Source organism: Claveliimonas bilis (genome assembly GCF_020892095.1).
In the GTDB taxonomy this organism is placed as follows: Bacteria; Bacillota; Clostridia; order Lachnospirales; family Lachnospiraceae; genus Claveliimonas; species Claveliimonas bilis.
On sequence record NZ_AP024845.1, the window covers coordinates 1,963,745 to 1,986,283 of the forward strand.

At 46.8% G+C, this 22,539-nt stretch carries 15 protein-coding genes and 3 rRNA genes; 14 read left to right on the forward strand and 4 right to left on the reverse strand.

Translation table 11 applies throughout. The annotated features are described in order from the left end of the window. The first annotated feature begins 37 nt into the window (after positions 1–37). The 4 genes from EUBC25_RS09625 to EUBC25_RS09640 all read left to right on the forward strand — a co-directional run bounded on the left by EUBC25_RS09625 (position 38) and on the right by EUBC25_RS09640 (position 5,197). Entirely contained in the window at positions 38–712 is a 675-nt protein-coding gene (locus EUBC25_RS09625) for a response regulator transcription factor (RefSeq protein ID WP_230105276.1), read from the forward strand. Positions 713–724: 12 nt separating this feature from the next. Then, entirely contained in the window at positions 725–1,726 is a 1,002-nt protein-coding gene (locus EUBC25_RS09630) for a sensor histidine kinase (protein WP_230105277.1), read from the forward strand. Between the two features lie 76 nt (positions 1,727–1,802). After that, on the forward strand, positions 1,803–2,498 hold the full coding sequence (locus tag EUBC25_RS09635) for an ABC transporter ATP-binding protein (RefSeq protein ID WP_230105278.1): 696 nt from the start codon (positions 1,803–1,805) through the stop codon (positions 2,496–2,498). Then, a complete protein-coding gene (locus tag EUBC25_RS09640) occupies positions 2,495–5,197 on the forward strand; it encodes an ABC transporter permease (RefSeq protein ID WP_230105279.1) in 2,703 nt (900 codons plus the stop codon). The genes EUBC25_RS09635 and EUBC25_RS09640 overlap by 4 nt, the downstream gene beginning before the upstream one ends. A gap of 38 nt (positions 5,198–5,235) precedes the next feature. Here the strand turns inward: EUBC25_RS09640 and EUBC25_RS09645 are convergent, their stop codons facing one another. Further along, positions 5,236–6,093 carry a MurR/RpiR family transcriptional regulator gene (locus tag EUBC25_RS09645; protein ID WP_230105280.1) on the reverse strand — a complete coding sequence of 286 codons (858 nt, stop codon included), beginning with the start codon at positions 6,091–6,093 and terminating at the stop codon, positions 5,236–5,238. A gap of 307 nt (positions 6,094–6,400) precedes the next feature. Between EUBC25_RS09645 and ald the strand changes: the two genes are divergently transcribed. From ald to EUBC25_RS09670, 5 genes are all read left to right on the forward strand, one after another. Then, complete coding sequence (gene ald, locus EUBC25_RS09650; protein ID WP_230105281.1) at positions 6,401–7,522, forward strand: alanine dehydrogenase; 1,122 nt, start codon at positions 6,401–6,403, stop codon at positions 7,520–7,522. Positions 7,523–7,758: 236 nt separating this feature from the next. Next, entirely contained in the window at positions 7,759–8,550 is a 792-nt protein-coding gene (locus EUBC25_RS09655) for a nitroreductase family protein (RefSeq protein WP_230105282.1), read from the forward strand. Positions 8,551–8,633: 83 nt separating this feature from the next. Continuing rightward, complete coding sequence (locus EUBC25_RS09660) at positions 8,634–9,002, forward strand: GntR family transcriptional regulator (RefSeq protein ID WP_230105283.1); 369 nt, start codon at positions 8,634–8,636, stop codon at positions 9,000–9,002. 78 nt (positions 9,003–9,080) lie between these two features. Beyond that, a complete protein-coding gene (locus EUBC25_RS09665; protein WP_230105284.1) occupies positions 9,081–11,516 on the forward strand; it encodes an ATP-dependent Clp protease ATP-binding subunit in 2,436 nt (811 codons plus the stop codon). A gap of 58 nt (positions 11,517–11,574) precedes the next feature. Then, a complete protein-coding gene (locus EUBC25_RS09670) occupies positions 11,575–11,988 on the forward strand; it encodes an endosialidase (protein WP_230105285.1) in 414 nt (137 codons plus the stop codon). An 80-nt stretch (positions 11,989–12,068) separates the two neighbouring features. Here the strand turns inward: EUBC25_RS09670 and EUBC25_RS09675 are convergent, their stop codons facing one another. Then, positions 12,069–12,566, reverse strand: coding sequence for a GNAT family N-acetyltransferase (locus EUBC25_RS09675; RefSeq protein WP_230105286.1), 498 nt, complete (start codon positions 12,564–12,566; stop codon positions 12,069–12,071). 177 nt (positions 12,567–12,743) lie between these two features. On the opposite strand from EUBC25_RS09675, the gene EUBC25_RS09680 reads away from it, so the two are divergent. The 5 genes from EUBC25_RS09680 (at position 12,744) to EUBC25_RS09700 (ending at position 20,666) form a co-directional block, all read left to right on the forward strand. Next, positions 12,744–13,304, forward strand: a complete 561-nt coding sequence (locus tag EUBC25_RS09680) for a helix-turn-helix domain-containing protein (protein WP_230105287.1) — start codon at positions 12,744–12,746, stop codon at positions 13,302–13,304. Between the two features lie 50 nt (positions 13,305–13,354). After that, the gene (radA, locus tag EUBC25_RS09685; protein WP_230105288.1) at positions 13,355–14,713 is read left to right on the forward strand and encodes a DNA repair protein RadA; all 1,359 of its coding nucleotides are present in this window, start codon (positions 13,355–13,357) and stop codon (positions 14,711–14,713) included. Between the two features lie 832 nt (positions 14,714–15,545). Beyond that, positions 15,546–17,080: ribosomal RNA gene (locus tag EUBC25_RS09690) — 16S ribosomal RNA — on the forward strand. A 70-nt stretch (positions 17,081–17,150) separates the two neighbouring features. Then, a 5S ribosomal RNA gene (gene rrf / locus EUBC25_RS09695) occupies positions 17,151–17,268 on the forward strand. Between the two features lie 509 nt (positions 17,269–17,777). Beyond that, positions 17,778–20,666 (forward strand): 23S ribosomal RNA (locus EUBC25_RS09700). The 16S, 23S and 5S rRNA genes sit together here, the layout of an rRNA operon. A 218-nt stretch (positions 20,667–20,884) precedes the next feature. On the opposite strand, the gene EUBC25_RS09705 is transcribed toward EUBC25_RS09700, so the two are convergent. Both EUBC25_RS09705 and EUBC25_RS09710 read right to left on the reverse strand, forming a co-directional pair. Then, positions 20,885–21,061, reverse strand: coding sequence for a hypothetical protein (locus EUBC25_RS09705; RefSeq protein WP_230105289.1), 177 nt, complete (start codon positions 21,059–21,061; stop codon positions 20,885–20,887). 40 nt (positions 21,062–21,101) lie between these two features. Beyond that, the gene (locus EUBC25_RS09710) at positions 21,102–22,253 is read right to left on the reverse strand and encodes an IS91 family transposase (RefSeq protein ID WP_465220967.1); all 1,152 of its coding nucleotides are present in this window, start codon (positions 22,251–22,253) and stop codon (positions 21,102–21,104) included. Positions 22,254–22,539 lie beyond the last annotated feature (286 nt).

Consider the following 22,539-nt stretch of genomic DNA (forward strand, 5'->3'; position numbering starts at 1 on the left):
CAGATCCGGCGCGGGGATTTTTTATGGAGGATGGAGTATGGACTTAGTATCTGTTTTGCTTGTGGAAGACGACAGAACCATTGTGGAAAATCTGACAGGATTTTTAAAAGAAGAGGGATTTTCGGTGAAAAGTACCGGGAGGCAGGAGGAAGCGCTGCGCCTCTTAGAGGAGCAGAAGTTTGATCTGGCTCTTTTGGATATTACTCTTGCTTCCGGAAGCGGGTTCAGCATATGCGCCAGGATCAAGGCGGAATATCAGATTCCTGTGATCTTTCTCACGGCAATGAGCGATGAATACTCTGTGGTGGCAGGACTTGACATGGGGGCGGATGATTATATCAGCAAGCCCTTCCGTCCAAGGGAGCTTGTATCCAGAATGAAATCAGTACTGCGCCGATATTTAAGAAGCAGCCAGATCGTGACGGTGCAGGATATTTCAGTTGATGTAGAAAAGGGAGTGGTGAAGAGAGATAGCAGGGAAATTTTCCTCTCTGCTTTGGAATACCGGCTTCTTCTTGTCTTTTTGAACCACAGGGGGAAAATCATGACGCGTTCTGCCCTGATGGAGGAACTGTGGGATATTACCGGAGAGTATGTCAATGACAATACACTTACGGTGTATATCAAAAGGCTGCGGGAAAAAATAGAAAAGGATCCCCAAAACCCTGTGATCGTAAAGACCGTCAGAGGGATGGGATACAAAATGGAATAAAAGGAGGAGAGTATGGGAATGTGGAAAAACAGGGATATCTGGATCCCGGCATCCGTCAGCGCAGCAATCATACTGGCAGTGACACTGGCTGCAGCGGTCATCCTTTCTCCTGAAGCGGCAGGAGCTGCTGCATTTATGGGAATATGTCTCTTTGCTCTCTTTATGGGGACGGCGTTTTTCAGGGAAAAGTCCATACGGAAGCTTTCGGAAGAATTGGACCGGATCCTTCATGGCGAAGAAGGACTTGAGATTTCACATTTCCGGGAAGGAGATCTGGAAATCCTTCGGGACGAAATTGCCAAAATGACATGGACATTAAATCAACAGTCCCGGAGACTTGCGGATGATAAGGAACAGCTTTCCAGAGCGCTTGCCGATATTTCTCATCAGATCCGCACTCCGTTAACTTCTGTGAATCTGATGGCGGAGCGGATGAGAAGGCCGGACATTTCCGAGGGGGAATGGCGGAAGCTGCTTAGGGAAATGTCCCATATGCTGGGGCGTATCGGATGGCTTGTGGACACCCTTTTGAAACTTTCCCGGCTGGATGCAGGAACTGTGACATTGAAACAAGAAAAATTTCCGGTAAGCAGCCTGATAGAAGACGCCCTGCGGACGTTTGCAGTTTCCATGGAACTTCATGGACAGACCTGCATTGCAGATGAGTCGGAAGATATCTGTATTTCAGGAGATTACACATGGACATTGGAAGCGCTGCAGAATGTGATGAAAAATGCGCTGGAGCATACGCCGGAGGGCGGGAAAATATGGATTGAGATAAAAGATACAGTGCTTTATGTACAGATGAGTGTCATTGATTCCGGACCGGGGATTCCCAAAGAAGATATCCCCCATCTTTTTGAGCGGTTTTACCGGGGAAAAACTGCCGGAAAAGACAGCTTTGGAATTGGCCTTTCCCTTTCAAGAGCTGTCCTTTCTCTTGAAAACGCCGTGATACTGGCAGAAAATTCCAAAGACCGGGGAGGATGTTTTATCCTGCGGTTTTATAAATAGTGACAGAACTGTCACCTCACTGTCACGGCCCTGTCATGTGGAGATGCTATACTTGTGAAAAAGATAGGAGGGACTTATGAAAATGCATGAGGATATTTTACGGGTAGAAAATCTTTCCAGAATATATGGACAGGGTGAAAATGAAGTGTGCGCGCTGGATCATGTGTCTTTTTCCGTGCGGAAAGGGGAGTTTGTGTCCGTGATCGGAGCATCGGGATCGGGAAAATCTACGCTGCTTCATCTGATCGGAGGTGTGGATCGTCCTACAGAAGGGAAAGTATATGTAAATGGCACAGATGTCTACAGTCAGAAGGAGGATGCGCTTGCTATTTTCCGCCGCCGTCAGGTGGGACTGATCTATCAGTTTTACAATCTGATCCCGGTGCTGACAGTGGAGGAAAATATGACGCTTCCTGTATTGATGGACGGACGGTCGGTCAATCAAAAAAGAGTGGAAGAGCTTTTGGATATCCTGAAACTGAAAGACAGAAGAGGGTATCTTCCCGGACAGCTTTCAGGAGGCCAGCAGCAGAGAGTATCTATTGGGCGCGCCCTTATGAATGCTCCGGCAGTGGTTCTTGCAGACGAACCCACCGGGAATCTTGATTCGGGAAACAGTCGGGAGATTGTAGAGCTTTTGAAGTATTCCAACAGGATTTATGATCAGACTATGATCATGATCACCCACGATGAAGATATTGCGCTTCAGGCGGATCGGCTCATTGAGCTTGCAGATGGAAGAATCATCAGAGATGAGGTGATCCGGGGATGAAAAATATTTTCTATAAGATCACGGCAAGAACAATGGGGCTGAACCGGACGAGAACAATTGTAACCATACTGGGCGTTATTCTCTCGGCGGCAATGCTGACGGCAGTTGCTGTGTTCGGCATCAGCGTCCTGAATTATATTGAAACAAAGACGGTGGAGAAAGAAGGAAGCTGGCATGTAGCGGCAGAGGGATTTACAGAAAAAGAACTTCAGGAAATCAGAAAGGACAAACGGATCAAATCCCTATCCATACAAAGAGAAATCGGTTATCTGAGAGGATCTGAAGCGGACGGGGACTATATCAGGATTTTCAGCCGGGATAAAAGTGCGTGGGAGAATCTTCCGCTGGAGATTGAAAAAGGACGGATCCCTGAAAATGAAAGGGAGATTCTGATCCCTTATGAAGGGATTGAGCTGGAAGGCAAGAAGGCGTCTGTGGGCGACACAGTGACCTTAAAATCAGGACAGTTTTTTATGGACGGCAGACATATGGTATCCGATCAGGCTGCCTCTTTGTCAGCTGACGGGGAAGAAGAGGCGGCAGAGGGAGCGGAAAACAGTTCGGTCTCATTTCAGGAAAATGAAAGCGGTACGTATCAGGTGGTGGGCGTCTATCACGATGTGCAGCAGGCCAGAGCGGCAGCCGGCTTTTTCGGATATATGCTGATTGCAGGGCCTTACGGAACATTGCCGGAACACAGTTATTGCGATGTCTATATTGAGATGAAAAATCCAAAGGATGCAGATGCATTTATAGAGGACTGGCTGGAGGGGAAAGAATATGGATCCTATGTTTCCTGGAGCAGACACGACAGCCTGCTTCGGTGGCAGGGAGTTTTCCGCAACGACAGATATACGTACATGATAGGCGGAGCGCTGGGAACACTTCTGGCAGTCATAATGGCGGGATCGGTACTTCTGATCTACAATTCTTTCTCCATTTCCTTAAGAGAGAGAACGGTACAGTTTGGACTTTTGGCTTCTGTGGGGGCGACGAAAAAGCAGCTTCGCCGGTCTTTAAGATTTGAAGCATTTGTTGTCAGCGCTGTGGGGATTCCACTTGGGCTTCTGGCAGGAGCAGCCGGAAGTGCCGTGACACTTCATTTTATCGGAGCGGGGCTGACAAGTTTTATCTATGGAGAGAAAGGTACTGTAGAGATGTCCTGTCCTCCGGCAGTGTTGGCAGGCTCGGCTGTGCTGGCGTTTCTGACGGTGCTTTTGTCGGTGTGGATACCGGCAGCGCGGGCAGGGAAGGTATCGCCTATGGAGGCTGTACGGTCCCTGCAGGATATCCGGATTCGCCCTCGGGAAGTCAAATCTGCAAAATTAACCGGTCGTCTGTTCGGACTGGAGGGAATGCTCGCGGGGAAAAATTACAGAAGGGACCGGAAAAAATACAGAAGTACCGTGATTTCGCTTACCATGAGTATTGTGCTGTTTGTGACAGCTTCTTTGTTTTTCCTGTACATGGAAGAGGCGGGGAGCACGATTTTGAATCCTCCTTCCTATGAATTGCAGTACCAGAAAATATTAGGATGGAACGAAAGCGAGGATGATAAAAACGCTCTGATCCGTACTAAGGCCATGCTGGATGAGGAAGAACTTGTAGATTCCTACGAAAGTTATAAAGAATTTTCCATCTTGATCCCGATGCGGCAGGAAGATGTAAGCGAGGCTTACCGGTCGGAAAATTACTGGGAAGAGCTGGCGGACGGAAGCATACCATTCCATTGCAGTGCTGTTGTTTTGCAGGATAAGGATTATGAAACTTACCTGAAAGAGCAAAGACTTGAAAAGCCAAAGAGCGGCAGCGGCGTCATTTATGCCATTTATTATGATCAGGTACAAAGTTATAATGAGGAAACGCAGAGTTATGATAAGGTGCCGGCACTGACGGAGAATGTAAAGCGCCGGGAACTGGGAGCCGGGCGAGTTTTACACAGGAAGGATGAAAAGGAAAAGACAGGAGACGCCGGAGAATATGAGCAGCTTTTTCAAGTGGAACTGGCGCAGGAGGCCAGAGAACTTCCGCTGCAGTGCGGAACGGAAAATGTTTTCAAACCCGTTTTGATCCTTTCAGAGGAACAGGCAAAGCAGTATGCAGAGTATATCGATCAGCCGGTAAAAGAGGGATGGGAAGCGGAAGAAGAGTTGTATATCGCTTATTTTCAGATCCACGCGGAAAATTATATAGAAGCGGCGGAAAACCTAGAAGAAGAGATTCAGAATATGCCGGAAGAACAGCAGGGAAGCCTTTACACGCCGGCAGAGGATGCGGCAATGAGCAGGCAGGCGGTGACGGCGATCCGGGTGCTGTGCTATGGATTTATTGTGCTGCTGTCCATGATCGCAGTGGCGAATGTGTTTAATACGATCTCTACCAATCTGATGCTCAGACGAAAAGAATTTGCCATGCTGCGTTCCGTAGGCATGACAGGAAAAGGATTCCGGAAAATGATGCTTTACGAATGCCTGGTCTATGGGACGCGATCTGTTTTATACGGATGTATCCTTTCTTCTGCTGTCAGCATTCTATTCTGGAAATTTACCAGCCAGGCCAGCGGACAGGAACTGATATTCCCGTGGAGTTATTTCCTGACAGCGGCAGCAGGCGTGCTGGCGATCGTTCTTGTGACTATGATCTACACCATGAGGAAAATACGAAAATTTAATATTATTGACGAACTGCGGATGGCATAATAAGGGACGGATCCCGGTATTTTTGGCCGGAGAGTCTCCTAGTAGTTTCCAAGCTCTCCGAGATATTTGTCAATTTTCTTGAGGCGTTTCTCGATTCCTCTGGCCTTATGGCTGACGGTTTCCAGAAGCGCCTCTGTTACAAACTGCGGAGCTGTCATACAGTTGAAAAAGGCGTTGCTGTCTACCGGGGCAGTCAGAAGAACGGTGGCGTATTCCGCCAGAAGGGCGCTGGGCTTATCGGCTACAACGATGATCTTGGCGTCTGCTTCACGCGCCATTTGAGCACAGATCTTATCTTCTGAAGAATACCGGGGAAAGCTGAATACGATCAGACAGTCATCTTTGGAAATGTTGCACAGATGATCTATGGGGCTGATAGCGGCAGAACTTGTAGATTCCACATTGGGAACCATGTGCTTCAGATACAGAAGAAAATAGTCCCCAAGAGAGGAGTTCCCGCGGGAGGCGGTGATGTATTTATGCCTGCTTGCCACGATGATATCGGCGGCTTCCTCAAAGGCGGTACTACTGTTGGAAGTCAGTGCGTTTTCCAGATTTTTGGCGGCGTTTTTAAAATGGCGGTTGATGTAATCGGCGGTATTTGTAAGCTTTGCCCGTTTTGCAATGCGCTGTGAAGGAACGGTGATAGAGCTGGAAATACTAAGCACCTTATCCTGATAATCTTTTCTCAGATTTTTCTGGAAATCCATGAATCCGTCATAGCCCAGAGAACGGCTGAAACGGATCACAGAGGATTCGCTTACTCCAAGTTTCATAGCGATTTCTGTGGAAGTCATAAAACAGGCATCCGCAGAATTGTCCAAAACATATTTTGCGATCATCTTTTGAGTTTTGGTTAGTGAAGTATTATTGATCATTGTCCGCAATTCTTTCATAAAATCCGTCCTCCGTTTATTTTGCACGCTTATTCTGTTCATCTTATAATAGTATTTAAACATGAATCAGGGAAATATGCAAGTAAATTGTATTTACAATTGAAGTTTTTAAACGACAATTAAGAGAAATCGTGAAAAAAATAACTTTTATTGAACATTATAAAACATTGTGCTAAGATTATTTTAAAGACAAATGAATAATATTCTTCAAAAAATATTTTTTTTGAAAAATATTTTTCATCCGGATCCGGTGCAGGCGGATTTGGAAAAACAAGCACTATTTATAACGATTTAGGAGGGTTTGAAAGTGAAAGTAGGATGCGTAAAGGAAATCAAAAACAATGAATTTCGTGTAGGTATGACACCGGACAACGTAAAGAGCTATGTAGCAGCAGGACATGAAGTTTATATTGAAAAAGGTGCTGGTGTAGGCTCAGGGTTCAAAGATGATGAATATGAAGCAGCAGGCGCAAAAATGATCGACGCTGCAAAAGATGTATGGGATACTGTTGAAATGATGATCAAAGTAAAAGAGCCGCTTCCGGAAGAATATCCCTTATTCCATGAAGGGCTGATCCTTTATACATATCTTCACCTGGCAGCTGACAAGCCGCAGACAGATGCTCTTTTGAACGGAAAAGTAAAGGGCGTTGCTTATGAAACATTGTTTGATCCAAAACAGGGCGGACTTCCGCTTCTTGCTCCTATGAGCCAGATTGCCGGACGTTTAAGTATCCAGGAAGGTGCTAAATATCTGGAGCAGACATTTGGCGGAGAAGGCGTTCTTCTTGCAGGTGTACCGGGAACTCCAAAAGCAAACATCGTTATCCTCGGAGGAGGTAATGTAGGAACAAATGCATGTAAGATTGCTGTCGGAATGGGAGCTAACGTAACAATTCTTGATATCAGTCTTCCAAGACTGGCTTATCTGGATGATCTGTTTGGAGCACGTATCCAGACACTGGTATCCAATGATGCAAATATTGAAAAAGCAGTAAAAGAAGCTGACCTGGTAATCGGAAGCGTACTGATTCCTGGAAAAGCTGCTCCGAAGATCTTTAAGAAGAAATATCTCAAAGAGATGAAACCGGGCGCTGTATTTGTAGACGTTGCTGTAGACCAGGGCGGATGCGGCGAGACAACAAAAGTAACCTATCATGATGACCCGATCTTTGTTGAGGACGGAGTTGTTCATTACTGTGTAGGAAATATGCCAGGTGCTGTTCCGAGAACATCAACCATCGCACTGACAAACGCTACTTTAAATTATGGTCTTCAGATTGCAAACAAAGGTCTGGAGAAAGCATGTGTAGACAATGAGGTAATTTACTCTGCAATCAATACCTATGATGGAAAACTGACATGCAAGAACGTAGCAGACAGCTTTGACTGCTATGAATATGTAGATGTTAGAGAAATCTGCAAATAGTGCCATGAGTCCTATGATAAAGTAGTTTGCCTGTAAAAAAGGCTGCTATCCCGAAGAATCTCCTCCGGGTGGCAGCCTTTTTCTGATATTAAGAAAAATATGTTATGTATGCATGTCCGGGGCTAAGGCAGGACGCCCGCTCTTGCAAAAAAGCCGGGAAGCAAGTATGATAGACATGAATTTGAGTGTATCTTATCTGTGATGGAATATATCGGGAGAGAAAGGCGGTTGCAAATATGATAGAGATAAACAAGGAAAAATGTATCGGCTGTGGAGCATGTGTAAAGGATTGCCCGGGAAAAGCTCTGGAGCTGAAGGACAAGAAGGCGGAATATATCCGTAAATGTATCCAGTGCGGGCACTGTGTGGCCATCTGTCCGGTGAATGCGGTGTCCATTCCGGATTATGATATGGCAGAGGTAGAAGAGTTTGATAAAGACAGTTTTGTTCTGGATCCCGGAACCTATCTCCACGCAGTGAAATTCAGAAGAAGTATCCGACAGTTCCGCGGCGCTCCGGTAGAGCAGGAAAAACTGGAGCGTATACTAAGCGCTGGACGGTATACAGCCACGGCCAAGAATGAACAGGGCTGCAGGTTTACACTGATCCAGAAAGAGCTTGCCGAATTTAAAGAACTTTTCTGGAAAGAGCTGCCGGGAATCCTGGATGTCCTGGAGGAGGAAGCTCCGCTCTATGCGAGGGTGTTCCGTTCTTTCTATAAAAAACATCAGGAGAATCCTAAAGAGGACAGCTTTTTCTTTAATACGCCTGCCTTTCTTGTGATCACGGCTAAAAATGTGCTGGATGCAGGTCTTGCGGCAGCGAACATTGAGAACATGGCTGTAGCCGAAGGGGCCGGCGTGCTGTACAGCGGATACACAAGAGCGGTCATAGACGCAAGCAAGACGCTCCGGGAATGGCTGGGAATCGGCAGCCGGACCGTTGCCTGCTGTATGCTGATCGGATATCCGGCAGTGTCTTATAAAAGGACAGCTCCGAGGAAACAGGGAAATATTGTCATCAGATAGCATTTCTTTTTCTTGCAGAGTCTGCGGTATGTGTGCTAAGTTATATATAACAAAAGAAAACCTGAAAAGGAAATGGTGATACTATGTTGATAAAGATTGATTTCAACAGTGATGAAGCGATTTATATGCAGGTGCGCAACCAGATCATCATGGGGATTGCGACTTCTGAAATCCGGGAAGGCGATGCGCTGCCCTCTGTTCGGCAGCTGGCGCAGGCGGTGGGAATAAATATGCATACTGTAAATAAGGCCTACAGTCTTCTAAGGCAGGAGGGCTTTATCCAGCTGGATCGGAGAAAAGGAGCTGTGATCGCGCTGGACATCGACAAGATCGAGGCGGTGGAGGAAATGCGTCAGCAACTTCGCATTATACTGGCAAGGGGATGCTGTAAGAATATTTCCAGAGAAGAAGTTCACGCACTGGTAGATGAAATTTTTGAAGAGTACTCTTAGAACGCTTCCGGCGGACGCAGAAAAAGGAAAGGAGTAAAATCTGAGTATGCCCGGGCGCATACCGGAAGAAAAGACAACATGAATTATACGGAACAGGCAAAAGAAGTATTAAAAATTGCAAAATCAGCTGCAAAAGAGCTGAAGCATCCATATATTGGAACAGAGCATCTTCTGGTGGGACTGAAGAAGGTGTATACAGGTGTGGCGGGACAGGTTCTGGCTATGAATGGAGTCAGCGAGGAAAATATTCTAAAGATCATGAATGAACTTGTCTCTCCCGGAGAGGGAAGCACTATCTGTAAGGATCCGGAAATCAGTCCGAGACTGGAGTATATTCTGGAGGAGGCGGAAGCAGAGGCAGCGTCTCTTCGGTCAGAGAAAACAGGGACAGAGCATATGCTGCTGGCATTGCTGAAAGATGTGGATTGTGTTGCGGCAAGGATTCTTCTGACGCTGAATATTAATATTCAGAAGATCTGCCAGGACGTCTTTCTGACAGTGGGAGTGGACCCCAAGGAATATATGGAAGAAATGCAGGATGAAGGCAAAAGGAAAAATTCTGTGTTGGAGCAGTATGGAACAGATCTGACAATGCAGGCTTTGGAAGGAAAACTGGATCCTGTCATCGGCAGAGAAAAAGAGATTGAAAGACTCATGCAGATCTTGAGCCGTCGGACGAAAAACAATCCCTGTCTGGTGGGGGAACCGGGAGTTGGAAAGACAGCCGTGCTGGAAGGACTTTCAGACCGTGTGGCGAAAGGAACAGTGCCGGATACCATGAAGGGCAGGAGGATCGTCACAGTAGATCTTGCCGGAATGATCGCCGGATCAAAATATCGCGGAGAATTTGAAGAGCGGATGAAACGGCTGATCCAGGAAGTGAAGGCATCGGGAAATGTGATCTTATTTCTCGATGAGGTGCACACGATTATCGGAGCAGGCGGCGCGGAAGGTGCGATGGATGCTTCCAATATATTGAAACCTTCTCTTGCCAGAGGAGAGCTGCAGCTCATTGGAGCTACAACTCTGGCGGAGTATCGGAAATATATTGAGAAGGATGCTGCCCTGGAGCGGCGTTTTCAGCCGGTTATGGTGGAAGAGCCAAGCGAGGAAGAGTGTCTGAAGATTCTGGAAGGACTTCGGGAAAAATATGAACAGCACCACAAGGTTGCGATCGAGCAGGGAGCTTTGGAGTCAGCAGTTAAACTGTCCAGCAGATATATCAGCGACAGATTCCTTCCGGATAAAGCCATTGACGTACTGGACGAGGCTTGCTCCAAAGTGCGGCTTAGAGGCTTTAAAGTGCCGGAAAATGTGGAAAAAATGGAAAGGCTGATTGAAAATCTGGGAACAGAGAAAGAGGATGCGATACGAAACGGCGATATGAAGGGCGCATCTTTGCTCCATCATGAGCAGGAAGAACTGCGAAAGAAACTGGAGCAGCAGAAAAAACGTCTGCAGAGAAGGAACAGTCAGAAACAGGTTACAGTAAAGGAAGAGGACATTGCAGATGTAGTATCCCAGTGGACCAGGATCCCGGTGCAGAAACTGGCGGAGTCAGAAAGCGCCAGACTGAAAAAGCTGGAACAGACTCTTCACAAAAGAGTTGTAGGGCAGGAAGAAGCAGTCACAGCGGTTGCTAAGGCTGTAAGAAGAGGCCGGGTAGGGCTGAAAGATCCGGGACGTCCCATTGGTTCCTTCCTGTTCCTTGGACCAACCGGAGTCGGGAAAACAGAACTTTCCAAAGCGCTGGCAGAGGCACTGTTTGGAAATGAAGAGTCTATGATACGTGTAGATATGTCCGAGTATATGGAAAAACACAGTGTGTCAAAAATGATCGGTTCTCCTCCGGGATATGTGGGACATGATGACGGCGGACAGTTAAGCGAGCAGGTGCGCAGGCATCCCTATTCGGTCGTGCTCTTTGATGAGATCGAAAAGGCGCACCCGGATGTGTTCAACATCCTTCTGCAGGTGCTGGATGACGGACATATTACAGATTCCCAGGGGCGCAAGGTGGATTTTCGGAATACAGTGATCATTATGACGTCCAATGCCGGAGCCCAGGCGATCATAGATCCCAAACGTCTTGGATTTGTCACGAAGGAGGACGCATCCGGAGATTATAAGAGGATGAAGTCCAATGTTATGAATGAGATCAAGCTCATCTTCCGTCCGGAATTTTTAAATCGTATTGATGAGATCATTGTCTTCCATGCGCTGACATCCAATGAAATGAAAAAGATCGTGGGAATGATGTGCAAAGAGGTGTGCGACAGAGCCAAGTCCCAGCTTGGTATTACGCTTCATGTCAGAGAATCTGTGAAGAAGCACATCGTTGAGACCGGAACGGATCAGAAATACGGAGCACGGCCGCTTCGCCGGGCAGTCCAGAATATGCTGGAAGATAAGCTGGCAGAGGCCCTGTTGGACGGGGAGATAAAAAGCGGCGATGTTGTGGAAGCCGGTATCTCTAAAAAAGAAATAAAATTTATTTTAAAGACTACAAATTGAAAATTTTTTGAGATATAATGTGAGATACAAAAGAAGAACCATTAGGAGGACATTTGAGATGGCAGTAGTAAAAGAGCTGTTAAGAACGGAAAGCGATGGAACATTAAGTTTTGGAGATTACACTCTTGCATCCAAGACAAAACTGGAGGATTTTGAGTTTCAGGGCAATCTCTATAAGGTAAAGACCTTCGCTGAAATTACCAAATTGGAAAAAAATGGTATGTTTGTGTATGAATCCGTTCCGGGGACAGCGGTGGAGAACTTTAAGGCAGAGGACGGAACCGTATCATTTAAAGTTTCTGCGCCAAAAGATGTACAGTTTACCCTTGAGCTGGAAGCAGACAGTGAATATGTCGTATATATGGACGGAGTGAATATGGGCGACATGAAGACCAATCTTAGCGGAAAATTAAGTGTCAGCGCAGAGATGGATGAAGGGAAAACGGTAGAAGTAAAAATCGAGAAAAAATAGAGATCAATCATAAAGAGAGCGAAAGGCTGCAGTTTTACACTGCGGCCTTTTGTTGCGTCTGATGAACGGGAAGAGGCGGATCAGATCAGTTTTTCATAGGCTATTTTTTCGCTGTTGTCAAAACAGATCGTACCGCAGTATTGGAATCCGTTTTTCTCTATCAGATGTTTCATGATTTCATTATCGTTGTCTGTGTCCACTTTAAAACTGTGGATATTCCTTTTTTGTGCAAGCTCCTCGACGAGAGCGAAAACCTGGGAAGCCAGGCCCTTCCCTCTGCTGTGCCGATCCAATGCCAGACGGTGGACAACAACATAGGGCTGTGTGCTAAGCCATTTTCCGCAGAGAGTTTCGTAAGCCGGTTCGCCTTCAAAATCAATACACACATATCCGACGATTTTTTCATCGGCAATACAAAGGTATCCGGTTCCCTTCCGGATATCATTTTCTATGGAATGCTGATCCGGATAGCCATTCTGCCACTGGTCTACACCACAGGATTTCAGATAAGCCTTTGCATCATTGATCAGTTCCATGATCCGCTGCAGATGATCTGCTTTTGCAATTTTCAGTTCCATGAGTATTTCCTCCTGTTGACTTTTTGAGCCCGTGCGATATAATGTACTAAAAATACACTATCTTGTTAAAAAAGTATAAGATAGTTTTGGATCGGAGTCAACAGTATATTGGAAATAAATCTTATATATTAGAACAAAATGCAGCAGTCTGCCTTTATCAATGATGAGAAACGGAGGATGAAATTGGATATTTCAAAAACAACGGCAAAAAACATAAAAAGAATACGAGAAAGCAAGCATCTGACACTGGATGCGGCGGCAGCAGCTACGGGAGTATCCAGGAGCATGCTGTCACAGATTGAGCGGGGAGATGCCAATCCGACCATTACGGTTTTGTGGAAGATTGCAAATGGATTTAAGGTGTCATTTACAGCATTGACAGAGGCAGCTTTAGAGGACGCCACAGTTATCCGCAGTGAATCTGTGCAGCCGGTTACCGAGGGAGACGGACGATATATTAATTATCCGATTTTTCCTTTTGATGAGAAGAAACTCTTTGAAATGTACCGGATCGTGATTGAGCCGGGCGGATGTTTGGATGCTCAGCCGCATATTCTGGGGACAGAAGAATACATTACAGTATTTCAAGGGAATGTGAAGATTACGGCTGGAGGAAATGAATATGAGCTTAAAGAAGGCGATTCCATTCATTTTCGTTCCGATACAGAGCACAGATACCATAATCCGGGGAAAAAGACAGCCCAGTTGAGCATGCTTATTTATTATGGAAAAGGCTAGGGCTGGTACGAGATAGGGATATATTTTCTTAGTAAGAAGGGAGAAATATTGTGGCAAAAGCGAAAAAGACAATTTTTTTCTGCCAGAACTGCGGACATGAAGAGAGCAAATGGCTGGGACAGTGTCCGGCATGTCGGGAGTGGAATACATTTGTAGAGGAAAAGATCACGCCGGTAAAAGGCGCGGCAGCAGGGAAAAGTGTAAGGGAAGGGGAAGTAGTCACTCTTTCCAGTGTGAGAACCGACGGTGAAGAGAGGATAAAGACAGACATACAGGAACTGGATCGTGTGCTGGGAGGGGGAATTGTCCCCGGTTCTCTCGTGTTGGTAGGAGGAGATCCGGGAATCGGTAAATCAACCCTTCTCCTTCAGGTATGCCAAAAACTGTCCGGAAAAAAAGAAAGCGTACTTTATATTTCCGGGGAAGAGTCGCTGAAGCAGATAAAACTTAGAGCTGACCGCATGGGGAAATTTTCAGAAGATCTGCTTCTTCTGTGTGAGACGAATCTGGAAACGATCCGGCAGACCATTGAGAGGCAGAAGCCCCATCTTGCGATCATTGATTCTATACAGACAATGTACAGCGAAGAGATAGGCTCTGCTCCGGGAAGTGTTTCCCAGGTAAGAGAGGCAACGAATACGTTTATGCAGCTTGCCAAGGGACTGGGGATTTCTATTTTTATAGTAGGTCATGTGACAAAAGAAGGAACAGTGGCCGGCCCCAGGGTATTGGAGCATATGGTAGATACAGTGCTGTATTTTGAGGGAGATCGGCATGCTTCCTACCGGATTTTGCGGGGAGTGAAAAACCGTTTTGGCTCCACCAATGAGATCGGTGTGTTTGAAATGCGTCAGACAGGGCTGGAAGAAGTAGCGAACCCGTCGGAATTTATGCTGAGTGGAAAGCCGGAAAATGCTTCGGGATCTGTGGTGGCATGTTCTATGGAAGGGACAAGGCCTATTTTGATGGAAATACAGGCTCTGGTCTGTGCCAGCAATTTCGGTTTCCCGAGAAGAACGGCAGCAGGGACAGACTACAACAGAGTGAATCTCCTTATGGCGGTACTGGAAAAGCGCATGGGACTTCCGCTTTCCAACTATGATGCCTATGTCAATATTGCCGGAGGGATCAGGATGAATGAACCGGCAGTGGATCTGGGTATTGTCATGGCGATTTTCTCAAGTTATAAAAACCGCCCGGTGCCGGAGGATATGATCGTCTTCGGCGAAGTGGGATTAAGCGGCGAAGTCCGCGCAGTGAGTATGCCGGAGCAGAGAGTGTCCGAAGCAAAGAAGCTGGGATTTAAGACATGTGTGATCCCATCGGTATCTGAAAATGCAGTGAAAAATATAGAAGGGATCCGGGTGATCGGGGTGAGAAGTGTCAGTGAGGCGATTCAGCTGTTGTAAAGATGGCGGCCGTGTAAAAGGCGTTTGATAGATTGTTTCTGCCTGACATGAGATGATATTGTGCGGAAGAAGGATAGGTTTGAAGTGAATATAGGAGAACAGATCAATCGTCAGCGTAAGCAAAAAGGATTGAGCCAGGATGAATTTGCCAATGTGCTAAAGGGTTCAAGACAAACGGCTTCCAATTGAGAAAATGAAAAAAGTTATCCCGATTTGGAAATGCGATCTGAGTTTAGAAAAGATGATGTAAATTTTACAATGTCAGATTCTAAGACTTATCAAGTTAGTGAACCTACGATAAATGTCGCCAACGCATACTTTACTGTACCGAAAAGCGGGCAGCTGGATTTGGAATTAGATGCCCAGATCGATGACGGAGAATTGCATGTTTTAATTACTGACAGCAACAAACAAAATTTTACAGCTTGTAGAAGGCGGATTTTGCGAAAAATAAAAAAGTAAAAGAAAAATAGAAAAAAAGGTTGACTTTGAAAAATAGAAGTGATATTATATCAAAGCTGTCGCGTGAGACGGCGCAAAACAACTTCATCTCATCTCTTCTTCTTTCTGATTCGGGAGAATACGGAAAAAGAAAAAATGAAAAAAGTTGTTGACAAACATCAAGCGACATGATAAACTATAGAAGTTGTCGCTGATGAGCGAAACAAGCAGAAAGCACCTTGATAACTGAACAATAGACAACGACCCTGAAAATTTCTAAGAGAAATATTCAGAACGGAAATCAGGCGGAAATCAAGAGATGGAAGCCTGGTGCCAACAGTAAATAACGGGATAGGAAAGCTAGTAGTTTTCCTGACCGAGAGAGAACTTTTTTAACGAGAGTTTGATCCTGGCTCAGGATGAACGCTGGCGGCGTGCTTAACACATGCAAGTCGAGCGAAGCACCTACTTTGGATTTCTTCGGAATGACGAGGTTTGTGACTGAGCGGCGGACGGGTGAGTAACGCGTGGGCAACCTGCCTCACACAGGGGGATAACAGTTAGAAATGACTGCTAATACCGCATAAGACCACGAAACCGCATGGTTTTGAGGTAAAAACTCCGGTGGTGTGAGATGGGCCCGCGTCTGATTAGGTAGTTGGTGCGGTAACGGCGCACCAAGCCGACGATCAGTAGCCGACCTGAGAGGGTGACCGGCCACATTGGGACTGAGACACGGCCCAAACTCCTACGGGAGGCAGCAGTGGGGAATATTGCACAATGGGGGAAACCCTGATGCAGCGACGCCGCGTGAAGGATGAAGTATTTCGGTATGTAAACTTCTATCAGCAGGGAAGAAAATGACGGTACCTGACTAAGAAGCCCCGGCTAACTACGTGCCAGCAGCCGCGGTAATACGTAGGGGGCAAGCGTTATCCGGATTTACTGGGTGTAAAGGGAGCGTAGACGGCATTGCAAGTCTGGAGTGAAAACCCGGGGCTCAACCCCGGGATTGCTTTGGAAACTGTGGAGCTAGAGTACCGGAGAGGCAAGTGGAATTCCTAGTGTAGCGGTGAAATGCGTAGATATTAGGAGGAACACCAGTGGCGAAGGCGGCTTGCTGGACGGTAACTGACGTTGAGGCTCGAAAGCGTGGGGAGCAAACAGGATTAGATACCCTGGTAGTCCACGCCGTAAACGATGACTACTAGGTGTCGGTAAGCAAAGCTTATCGGTGCCGCAGCTAACGCAATAAGTAGTCCACCTGGGGAGTACGTTCGCAAGAATGAAACTCAAAGGAATTGACGGGGACCCGCACAAGCGGTGGAGCATGTGGTTTAATTCGAAGCAACGCGAAGAACCTTACCTGGCCTTGACATCCGAATGACCGGTGAGTAATGTCACCTTCCCTTCGGGGCAATCGAGACAGGTGGTGCATGGTTGTCGTCAGCTCGTGTCGTGAGATGTTGGGTTAAGTCCCGCAACGAGCGCAACCCTTACCTTCAGTAGCCAGCAAGTAAAGTTGGGGACTCTGGAGGGACTGCCAGGGACAACCTGGAGGAAGGTGGGGATGACGTCAAATCATCATGCCCCTTATGGCCAGGGCTACACACGTGCTACAATGGCGTAAACAAAGAGAGGCGAGGCTGTGAAGCGGAGCAAATCTCAAAAATAACGTCTCAGTTCGGATTGTAGTCTGCAACTCGACTACATGAAGCTGGAATCGCTAGTAATCGCGAATCAGAATGTCGCGGTGAATACGTTCCCGGGTCTTGTACACACCGCCCGTCACACCATGGGAGTTGGTAACGCCCGAAGTCAGTGACCCAACCTTTTAGGAGGGAGCTGCCGAAGGCGGGACCAGTAACTGGGGTGAAGTCGTAACAAGGTAGCCGTATCGGAAGGTGCGGCTGGATCACCTCCTTTCTAGGGAAAAGAAGTAGGGAGTTGTTGTCTATTGTTGAGTGATCAAGCTGTCAAAAGCTGATGACTTGATTCTGGTGGCGATGCGCCTGGGGGAAACACCCGTACCCATCCCGAACACGATGGTTAAGACCCGGGCGGCCGATGGTACTGCACTGGAGACGGTGTGGGAGAGTAGGTGGCCGCCAGATTAAAAAAGAAAAGAAGGCAGAACCGCTGCCGAAAAGAAAATTTATCATAGATACAGGCAAGGATGAGCAACAACTTATCGCCGCCAACCCGATCAGCAGGGCAGTGCTGTTATGATAACTGGTTTTACCAGTGATTAGAGAGCTGAAAAGAAGTTCAGGTTTCTAATGACTGATAAAACATCAGTCAGATATGTACCTTGAAAACCGCATATAAGAAATAGATAAGATGAAATATCTTAACAAGACATCCGAGGTAATTGTTATGAACAGGAAACTGTTGTGATGATTACAACACTTTGAAGAAAACAAAGTAAAAAATTGGCCGAAAGAACCAACACATGTAACGCTATACATGTGAGCCGTAGTATTGAAAGCCCCTCGAGAATTGAAATTCTCTCGGTGACATTTGCTTCGCAAATATCACTGACGAAACAAGATCTTTCTTTAGAAAGCAAGCTTTCCCGAAAGATCAGTCCCGTCAGGATGCTTTCGAAACTATTTGGCAAGTTGGTTATGCAGAAAAGAGCACAGGGTGGATGCCTTGGCACTAAGAGCCGATGAAAGACGTGATAAGCTGCGAAAAGCTTCGGGGAGGAGCAAATATCCAATGATCCGGAGATATCTGAATGGGGAAACCCGGCGGAGAAAAGCTCCGTCAGCGTATGGTGAATCCATAGCCATGCGTGGGGAACCCGGTGAACTGAAACATCTAAGTAGCCGGAGGAAGAGAAAGAAACATCGATTTCCAAAGTAGCGGCGAGCGAAATGGAAAGAGCCCAAACCAGCGTGCGTGCATGCTGGGGTTCGGACCGCACAATTGATTCAACAAGTCTAGCAGAATGGTTTTGGGAAAGCCAGCCAGAGAGGGTGAAAGCCCCGTAAGCGAAAGATAAGTTGACAAGGCGGGATCCAGAGTACTACGAGACACGTGGAACCTTGTAGGAAGGAGCGGGGACCACCCCGTAAGGCTAAATACTCCTTAGTGACCGATAGCGCATAGTACTGTGAAGGAAAGGTGAAAAGGACCCCGGGAGGGGAGTGAAAGAGAACCTGAAACCCTGTGTTTACAAGCTGTGGAAGGACTATATAGGTCCGACCGCGTACTTTTTGTAGAACGGTCCGGCGAGTTACGCTGGCTGGCGAGGTTAAGTCCTTAAGGGATGGAGCCGAAGGGAAACCAAGTCTTAATAGGGCGATGAGTCAGTCGGAGTAGACCCGAAACCGGGTGATCTATCCATGTCCAGGTTGAAGTTGCCGTAAAAGGCAATGGAGGACCGAACCCACATCCGTTGAAAAGGGTGGGGATGAGGTGTGGATAGGGGAGAAATTCCAATCGAACCCGGAGATAGCTGGTTCTCCTCGAAATAGCTTTAGGGCTAGCCTCACACAAGTCTTACGGAGGTAGAGCACTGAATTTCCTAGGGGGCGTCAAAGCTTACCGAAGAATATCAAACTCCGAATGCCGTGTAGATGGTGTGTGGGAGTCAGACTGTACGAGATAAGTTGGACAGTCGAAAGGGAAAGAGCCCAGACCTGCAGCTAAGGTCCCAAAGTGTGTGTTAAGTGGAAAAGGATGTGGGATTTCAAAGACAACCAGGATGTTGGCTTAGAAGCAGCCATACATTAAAAGAGTGCGTAATAGCTCACTGGTCGAGAGGTCCTGCGCCGAAAATGTCCGGGGCTGAAACACACCACCGAAGCTCAGGAATGTATTTGATACATTGGTAGAGGAGCATTGCATACGGGAAGAAGCAGTACCGGAAGGAGCTGTGGACTGTATGGAAGAGAGAATGCCGGAATGAGTAGCGAGAGGAAGGTGAGAATCCTTCCGGCCGAATATCCAAGGTTTCCAGAGTAAAGCTGATCTGCTCTGGGTAAGTCGGGACCTAAGGCGAGGCCGAGAGGCGTAGCCGATGGACAACAGGTTGAGATTCCTGTACTACGATATGACAGAACTGTGGGGACGCAGAAAGAGAGCACTACCGGGAATGGAGAGACCGGGGCAAGCGAGGTAGGAGGCAGGTAGGCAAATCCGCCTGCCAATCTGAAGACGTGATGCATACCGAACTAAGAGTAGGGAAATGTGTGAGCTGGCTGCCAAGAAAAGCCGCTATTGTTCATATCGTACCCGTACCGTAAACCGACACAGGTAGATGAGGAGAGAATCCTAAGGCCGACGGGAGAAGCATTGTTAAGGAACTCGGCAAAATGACTCCGTAACTTCGGGAGAAGGAGTGCCTGGGAGACCAGGCCGCAGAGAATTGGCCCAAGCAACTGTTTAGCAAAAACACAGGTCTATGCGAAACCGAAAGGTGAGGTATATGGGCTGACGCCTGCCCGGTGCTGGAAGGTTAAGGGGAGAGGTTAGCGCAAGCGAAGCTTTGAACTTAAGCCCCAGTAAACGGCGGCCGTAACTATAACGGTCCTAAGGTAGCGAAATTCCTTGTCGGGTAAGTTCCGACCCGCACGAAAGGCGTAATGATTTGGGCACTGTCTCGACAATGCACCCGGTGAAATTGAAATACCAGTGAAGATGCTGGTTACCTGCGCCAGGACGGAAAGACCCCATGGAGCTTTACTCCAGCTTGATACTGGGATTCGGTATTGCATGTACAGGATAGGTGGGAGGCTAGGAAGAGAAGACGCCAGTCTTTTTGGAGCCGCTGTTGGGATACCACCCTTGCAGTGCTGGGTTTCTAACCTGCAGCCGTGATCCGGCTGGGGGACAATGTCAGGTGGGGAGTTTGACTGGGGCGGTCGCCTCCGAAAGGGTATCGGAGGCGCTCAAAGGTTCCCTCAGAATGGTCGGAAACCATTCGAAGAGTGCAAAGGCAGAAGGGAGCTTGACTGCGACACCGACGGGTGGAGCAGGTACGAAAGTAGGACTTAGTGATCCGGTGGTATAAAGTGGGATTGCCATCGCTCAACGGATAAAAGCTACCCTGGGGATAACAGGCTTATCACTCCCAAGAGTTCACATCGACGGAGTGGTTTGGCACCTCGATGTCGGCTCATCGCATCCTGGGGCTGAAGTAGGTCCCAAGGGTTGGGCTGTTCGCCCATTAAAGCGGTACGCGAGCTGGGTTCAGAACGTCGTGAGACAGTTCGGTCCCTATCCGGCGTGGGCGTAGGATATTTGAGAGGAGCTGTCCTTAGTACGAGAGGACCGGGATGGACTGGCCGCTGGTGTATCTGTTGGCTTACCAAGGCCATGGCAGAGTAGCCAAGCCGGGAAGGGATAAACGCTGAAGGCATCTAAGCGTGAAGCCCCCCTCAAGATGAGATATCCCTACGTAAAGTAGTAAGACCCCTTGAAGACGACGAGGTAGATAGGGCAGAGGTGGAAGTGTGGTAACACATGGAGCTGACTGTTACTAATCGGTCGAGGGCATAACCAAGGAAGGTTCGGAAGGTGAGAAGATGGATAGATTTCTTGTATGTGGTTTTGAAGGTACATAATAATTGAGCAGGAATGAGAGAGCAGTGCCAAAACGGCACTGCTTTTTTGCTTTATAGGAAATTCCGATTTTTGGATAAGGGGGAAAAGAAGCCCTGCTGATCGAACATATGTTAAATCAACAGGAGAATGGACATGACAATAGGACGATGGTTAGATTTAGAAGATATAAAAACCTTCTTCTCCAAACAAATCGTCAAAAGGGTCACCTTCATTCAGAAAATAATCCATATCCAGAAGGTCATCCTCGCTCATATGGCGAATGTCCTCGGATGTCATTCCTTCGGGGGGATTCTCTATGTATTTTTTGCGCAGTTCCTCGATATCTGGTTTCATGGTAAACAACCTCCTTTGAGAGGATTATATCATAACAGTTCTATGCGGAGGAACGCTTTCCACGAGATTTGGACATTACTTTCTCGTACATTTCTTCGAGAGGTACGCGCTTGTGGTTGTAATAGAGTTCCAGGAACTCCAGTTTATGATTACACTCGGAGCAATACAGGGGGTCATATCCGAAGGAGAGAAAAATAGAAGTTCTCCACCCTGTGAAACTGCGGTATATCCTATGTTTCTCTTTTGAGATGACACGGTGCAGTTTTGAATCAATCTTACGGTGCCGTGCATACAGACCGCCATAGCGGATCATTTTAAAATGTTTTTCCGGGATGTGTCGGATGAGACGTTTTATGAAATCCATAACAGGCAAAGTTTCTTCCACATACTGTTCATCTTCGTGACGGTTATAGTGGAAAGTAACGGTATCTGTGTCATACCGATCAATCCTGGAAGTGGCGATTACTGGCCTGCCAAGATAGCGGCCGATGTATTTGGCTACTACTTTCGGATTGCAGAGATTCGGTTTGGCATAAACATAGAAGCCATGTTTATGCTGAGTGTAACATTTCGCTTTCACTTTTTTGAAAGAAGATCCAATCCGGTCTTCCAGTTCATTGAGAAGAGCCGTGCGGAAAGCATTGCGCAGATAGTTGTAGTTAAAGTGCTTTACATGGCGCCAGAAGCCGTCGTCATTGTAGCCGCCTTCGGAAAGGAGACAGTGAATGTGGGGATTCCATTTGAGATCGCGGCCAAAAGTATGAAGGACCATGATATAGCCGGGAGTAAAATTTTTGGCATGGTTCAGATTGAAAAACATCCTTGATATTACACTGGAGACGGAATGGAAGAGACAGTTCAGGAGAGATCGGTCCTGAAGAAAAAAGGAACGGAGATTTTCATCAATGGTAAAAACACAATGGCGGTGTTGGACACTAACGAGTTTGGAAGACATACTGGTGGTGCGTTCCATAGCATATTTGTTGCCACATGAAGGGCAAAAACGGCTGTGACAGCGGAAAGGAACGAATTTGAAGTTCCCGCAGTGCGGACAACAGTACATGGCACCGCCAAAAGAAGGATCACCGCAGTTGATCATCTTATTGATATTTTCTATCTCAGTTTCTCTGGGATGAAGAGTATATTTAATTTCTTCATAATGGTCTGCAAAGATTCTTTGTAAGATGTTCATAAGACTATTATGCAAGAAAAAGTAATAAAAGAAAACCCCCTATCCCCTCATGATTGAGGGGCAGGGGAGTTGAATAGGCGAAGCGTATTTTTTATACGAATTGTGTGGGAATTGTAAACTGACACGTAGTAAAGTTAAAAAGTGTTACGTCCCAAACTGCATTTAACCCTGTGTAAAATTGTGAAAAGCCCTGTGTAAAATTGACAGGCACGATTATAGGAAAATGTGATATAATAACCACGGTGCGATTATTATACCTTTGTATAAACTGATTTCAGAACATATA

What these genes read in the sequence shown, in the direction of transcription:
- EUBC25_RS09705 (WP_230105289.1), bottom strand. Translation starts at nt 21,061, where the DNA reads ATGAAACCAGATATCGAGGAACTGCGCAAAAAATACATAGAGAATCCC.
- EUBC25_RS09625 (WP_230105276.1), top strand. Translation starts at nt 38, where the DNA reads ATGGACTTAGTATCTGTTTTGCTTGTGGAAGACGACAGAACCATTGTG.
- EUBC25_RS09670 (WP_230105285.1), top strand. Translation starts at nt 11,575, where the DNA reads ATGGCAGTAGTAAAAGAGCTGTTAAGAACGGAAAGCGATGGAACATTA.
- EUBC25_RS09660 (WP_230105283.1), top strand. Translation starts at nt 8,634, where the DNA reads ATGTTGATAAAGATTGATTTCAACAGTGATGAAGCGATTTATATGCAG.
- EUBC25_RS09630 (WP_230105277.1), top strand. Translation starts at nt 725, where the DNA reads ATGGGAATGTGGAAAAACAGGGATATCTGGATCCCGGCATCCGTCAGC.
- EUBC25_RS09655 (WP_230105282.1), top strand. Translation starts at nt 7,759, where the DNA reads ATGATAGAGATAAACAAGGAAAAATGTATCGGCTGTGGAGCATGTGTA.
- EUBC25_RS09635 (WP_230105278.1), top strand. Translation starts at nt 1,803, where the DNA reads ATGAAAATGCATGAGGATATTTTACGGGTAGAAAATCTTTCCAGAATA.
- EUBC25_RS09675 (WP_230105286.1), bottom strand. Translation starts at nt 12,566, where the DNA reads ATGGAACTGAAAATTGCAAAAGCAGATCATCTGCAGCGGATCATGGAA.
- EUBC25_RS09645 (WP_230105280.1), bottom strand. Translation starts at nt 6,093, where the DNA reads ATGAAAGAATTGCGGACAATGATCAATAATACTTCACTAACCAAAACT.
- EUBC25_RS09710 (WP_465220967.1), bottom strand. Translation starts at nt 22,253, where the DNA reads ATGAACATCTTACAAAGAATCTTTGCAGACCATTATGAAGAAATTAAA.
- EUBC25_RS09665 (WP_230105284.1), top strand. Translation starts at nt 9,081, where the DNA reads ATGAATTATACGGAACAGGCAAAAGAAGTATTAAAAATTGCAAAATCA.
- EUBC25_RS09640 (WP_230105279.1), top strand. Translation starts at nt 2,495, where the DNA reads ATGAAAAATATTTTCTATAAGATCACGGCAAGAACAATGGGGCTGAAC.
- EUBC25_RS09680 (WP_230105287.1), top strand. Translation starts at nt 12,744, where the DNA reads ATGAAATTGGATATTTCAAAAACAACGGCAAAAAACATAAAAAGAATA.